The sequence below is a fragment of the Sharpea azabuensis DSM 18934 genome (assembly GCF_000702165.1).
Classification (GTDB): Bacteria; Bacillota_I; Bacilli_A; order Erysipelotrichales; family Coprobacillaceae; genus Sharpea; species Sharpea azabuensis.
The window spans coordinates 1-4,855 of record NZ_JNKU01000075.1; the positions used below are offsets into that span (position 1 = coordinate 1).

A 4,855-nucleotide genomic window follows, 5' to 3' on the forward strand; every position below is an offset into this window, starting at 1 on the left:
CATCTAGCTCTCTCTATTGCTTGCATTCTTCCGAATGTCTTTTCTTGTTTATCTGACGTGTTTCTGTTCAGTTATCAGTGTTCGGCTTGCACTCATTTCTGAATGCTTATTCACTATACCATCGCATGTTTTTCTTGTAAAGCCTTTTTTCATCTTTTTTGCAAAAAAGTTGCTTATATTAAGAATTTGGACATTTATAGCTAAAAATATGAGCCAAGTATTATACTTGGCCCATAGTTCACTAACATGCTTTATCAACAGCTTCTATAAATGCTGATCGCACTTTTGCATCTTCAAGTGCTTTAACGCCACGAATTGTTGAGCCACCTGGAGAAGTGACATTATCCTTAAGAATACCTGGATGGAGTCCTGTTTCAAGCTGCATTTTTCCTGCTCCAAGAACGGTCTGGCTTGCAAGCTTATAGGCAGCCGCTCTAGGAAGCCCATTTTTTACCGCACCATCAGCCAATCCTTCAATAACAAGATATAGATATGCTGGCCCACATCCTGATAAAGCTCCGCCAACATTCATTAAATGTGAAGGCAAAACTTCTGTTGAACCAATATGATTAAGCATATCTACAATAAATTGATATTCGTCCTCTTTCAAGCTATGCTTAGCTTCAAGCAAAAGCATACCTTCGCACACTTCAACTGGTGTATTAGGCATAATCGTAAGATGTCTTGTTGATGCATCAAGAAGCTTTTCATACTTTTCAAAATCATAACCTAAAGCAATGCTCATAACCGCTTTATTTTTTAAATCATCATGAACTTCACCAATAACACCCTCTAACACCTGTGGCTTTACGGCAATAATGACAAGATTGCTATGTTTAATGACTTCATGATTATTTTCAAAAACCATATGTCCTCTCTTTTTTGCATTTATACAAGCCTGTTCACTAATATCTGCCCCGCAAATATCTTCAGCTTTAAGATAACCGGACTTTACAATTCCCGTCATTAAAGCTGATGCCATATTACCCATACCAATAAAACCAATTTTATACATATTCACCTCTCCTTATATAATAAATAAGCCTCCAATGGAGGCTTTGGTTTTAGAATTTTCTATTCTTTAAGAAGATTGGCATATCTTCGTCATCTTCTTCTTCCTTTGGTGTAGCTGGTTTTGCCTTTGAAAAAGTATTGAATTCTGGTTCGATTGGACCTTCTTCTAATTCATCTTCAAAACCTGTTGCAATGACAGTTACAATAATTGAATCATCTAACTGATCATTGATGGCAACACCAAGAATTGTATTCACTTCATTACCAACTGCTTCTCTAATTGCAGCAAGAGCAGTATTTGCATCATAAAGTGTAATATTTGGACCACCTGTTACATTGACAATCGCATCTTTTGCACCAGCAATAGAAACATCAAGTAATGGTGATGAAATTGCACGTTTTGCCGCTTCTTCAGCCTTATTATCACCATCACTTATACCAATACCAATTAATGCTGAACCACGATCCTGCATAATTGAGCGTACATCAGCAAAGTCAAGGTTGATAAATGCTGGAACAGCAATTAAGTCTGTAATCGTCTGAACGCCCTGTCTTAAAACATTGTCAGCCTCTCTAAATGCTTCTGCCATAGGCTTACCACCAATTGCATCCAATAAGCGATCATTACTAACAACAATAATAGAATCGACATTTTCTCTTAATTCCATCAAACCAGCCTGAGCCTGTCTTGCTCTTTTAGGGCCTTCAAAAGTGAAAGGTGTTGTGACAACAGCAACAGTCAATGCGCCAAGTTCCTTAGCAATCTTAGCAACAACAGGAGCAGCACCTGTACCTGTTCCACCACCCATACCAGCAGCAATAAAGACCATATTAGCGCCAGTTAAAGATTCTCTAATATCATTTTCTGCTTCTACAGCTGCTTTGCGACCTACATCTGGATTTCCACCTGCACCTAGGCCATGTGTTAAATCTTTACCTAAAACAATTTTATTAACATTTTCGATGCCTTTCATCATTTGCGCATCAGTATTTGCACAATAGAATTCAACACCTCTTACCCCATCAGTTACCATTCTATTGACAGCGTTGCATCCTCCGCCACCAACACCGACTACTTTAATCTTAGCAACCTGTATAAAATCCATATTTTCATCCATGTTTATAAACCCTCTCTTTTTCTATTCATCATCACTAAAGAAATTCTCTAGTACTCTTTTTAATTTTCTCTTTGGTGTCTTGCTTTCATCTTTTGCTTTCGTGAAGCCTTTCAACCTAATGTTCATTGTACTTGAAATATCAGGCAGTGTCAAAGAGACATTATTCCCAAGGAATTCTTTTCGATCATTCAAATAATAAAGCAATCCAAGTGCTGGTACATAGCTCATATCACGAACACCAATTGTTTCTGGACGATAACAACGTACTGGAGCATTCAAGACACTGCTTGCAATAACATCAAGGCTAGGCAGTTCGCCTCCACCACCAACAATAACAGTTTCATAGCTACGACCATCATTAATCACATCAATCTTTGTCTTAATTTCTTCCATCATGCCTTCAACAGCTTCTCTTAAGACATCGGACAAGTCCTGTTGGGTATAATTAACAACTTCATTATCCACTTTATTCGTATGAATAACATCATCATCGCCAACATTCTTCTCACAAGTTCCATACTTGATCTTATAACGTTCAGCTTTATCCATGGAAATCCACCACTTCTCACTGATGGCTTTAGTCAAATCATAGCCACCCGTATTCGCCTGTGCGATATATTTTAGATAACCATCTTCATAGAATGAAACCGTTGAAGAATAACAACCGATATCTATTAAGATTGCACCTTCTTTTAAATAAGCTTCATCAAAAGCTTCTAGTGCTGAGGCATAAGCATCAATCGTAACATCTAGCAATTCCAAGCCTGCTTTTTCGACAGCTTCAAGATATCCATAGAAAAATTTCTTCTTGCTTGTGACAATCATGGAATCAACCTTCAAAGATGCCGAACGCATCCCCAAAGGTAATTTGTCAGTACTCTTCGTATCAAGAGCATAGTGAATAGGAATTGTAGAAACAATTTCTTCATCTCGATTACGCTGAAATCTTGTTGAGAGCTTGAGCGCACGAATAACATCATCAATAGTGATCTTGTCATTTGCATTATTCACCTTCGTAATGCCATCACCCTGGTAGATTCTAGCATTAATAGAAGGCAATACTAAACCTACTGATGTAATAGTTATATTCAGTTCTTCATCTGCTTCTCTTACAACTTTTTTGATATCTTCGACCAAGGCTTCTGCATCAGTTATAACACCCTTACGTACGCCATGGCTTGTAACCTTACTTGAAAAGAGAATGTTTACATTTGCACTTATTACTTCAGCTACTACCAATTTCAATGTTGTAGAGCCAATATCTAAAGTAGCATATATTTCTTTCATCATATTCTCCTTTGATTTTTTTACTCCCTAATAATAACATAATTGAGACTTCTTTAAAACATGAACTGTAGCAAAATCCATGTATTTTCCCCGATTTTTTCCATTGACTTAAAAGATGGTAAAAGAAAAAAAGAGAAATCAGAATTGATCTCTCTTTAGTATGTCTTAAAAAACTGTTCGATTTCTTCTCGTTTCTTCGTTCTTGTTAAACAAAGGGACAACAATATACGGGCTTTAAAAGGGCTCAGTGTATTGGATCCCACAAAGAGATGATCGGGATCAAAGACAGGTTCATCAAAAACAATAGCATGCGCAACGCGTGATGAACGAACAATGACAATATCTTTTCTTGCCAATTCTTCAAGCTTATCGATCCATTGTTTTGAAAAATTCCCACTTCCCGTACCTACAACAACAATGCCTTCCGAATATCTACTTACTGCCTCAAGCAATAATACCGGTGCTCCCGCATAATAAGTTACTAAGCTGACATTGGGCAAGGATTGATAGTGTTCATGACTAAAGATGGAATAAATTGTATGGTGGGTTACTGGTCTTGTCGAAATATAGACTTCATCATCTCGCATATAGCCAAGGGCTCCACTACCATTGTGTCCAAAAGCATCAATTTTATAATTATTCACTTTTTCAATGCCTCGTGCTGAATAAATAGTGCTTGAAAATAACGCCATCACTCCACAGCCAATCGCTTTGTCATTAGCTGCTAATGCAATTGCTTGATAGAGATTAAATGGTCCATCTGCACTTGTTGCCGTAGCTGGGTGCATTGCTCCTGTCAATACAACCGGCTTAACAGTATGCACGGTTAGATTCAAGAAATAAGCTGTTTCTTCAAGAGTATCTGTTCCATGCGTAACAACAATGCCATCAACCTCATCGCGACTTGCTTGCTTATTGATCATTTCTACAAGAGAGAGCCAGTATTGTTCATTCATTTCATTGGAGTCAACACTTAAGAGCTGAATCATTTCAATATTGGCAATATCTTGGATCTGGGGAATGGAAGCAAGAACATCCTCCACCTTTATTGTCCCAGCACGATAGGAAGTTGTTTTACCCGCTTCACCACTCCCGGCAATCGTTCCTCCTGTTGCTATTACTATAATCTTCTTCATTTTCTCACGTATACTCAATTTAAAGTTAGAATTGAGTATTTTTCCTTTCTAGCCGAATTAAGAATGATATCATCTACGGCCATTGATGATATAATTTATAAGCACTGTGGATTTGTATCTATATTCTTACAGACAATATTTGTACTGTTTCGAGGTGAATCCTGCCACAGTTCTTTTTTTAAATGGTGATTAGTAAATTAACACATACCTGATGTATGAAAGTTTGATGAATTGCGTGATTACACAAAGAAGAAACTCGTGGGCTTACCAAGCAGTGCTAAATCATTTTAAGGAGGTCAT

4 protein-coding genes are annotated in these 4,855 nt (G+C 37.4%); all 4 read right to left on the reverse strand.

Features of this window, described 5'->3' with window-relative positions:
- Positions 1–241: 241 nt before the first annotated feature.
- The 4 genes from proC to T529_RS0111390 all read right to left on the reverse strand — a co-directional run bounded on the left by proC (position 242) and on the right by T529_RS0111390 (position 4,573).
- The gene (gene proC / locus T529_RS0111375; protein ID WP_033163728.1) at positions 242–1,015 is read right to left on the reverse strand and encodes a pyrroline-5-carboxylate reductase; all 774 of its coding nucleotides are present in this window, start codon (positions 1,013–1,015) and stop codon (positions 242–244) included.
- A 49-nt stretch (positions 1,016–1,064) separates the two neighbouring features.
- Entirely contained in the window at positions 1,065–2,132 is a 1,068-nt protein-coding gene (ftsZ, locus tag T529_RS0111380) for a cell division protein FtsZ (protein ID WP_033163729.1), read from the reverse strand.
- Positions 2,133–2,153: 21 nt separating this feature from the next.
- Positions 2,154–3,419, reverse strand: a complete 1,266-nt coding sequence (ftsA, locus tag T529_RS0111385; protein WP_033163730.1) for a cell division protein FtsA — start codon at positions 3,417–3,419, stop codon at positions 2,154–2,156.
- Positions 3,420–3,574: 155 nt separating this feature from the next.
- Positions 3,575–4,573 (reverse strand): type II asparaginase, encoded by a 999-nt coding sequence (locus tag T529_RS0111390; RefSeq protein WP_081823140.1) that lies wholly within the window; start codon positions 4,571–4,573, stop codon positions 3,575–3,577.
- Positions 4,574–4,855: the final 282 nt, after the last annotated feature.

Bases quoted from the DNA above. Each gene is read 5' to 3' on its own strand.
- proC (WP_033163728.1), bottom strand. From the start codon at position 1,015: ATGTATAAAATTGGTTTTATTGGTATGGGTAATATGGCATCAGCTTTA.
- ftsZ (WP_033163729.1), bottom strand. From the start codon at position 2,132: ATGGATGAAAATATGGATTTTATACAGGTTGCTAAGATTAAAGTAGTC.
- ftsA (WP_033163730.1), bottom strand. From the start codon at position 3,419: ATGAAAGAAATATATGCTACTTTAGATATTGGCTCTACAACATTGAAA.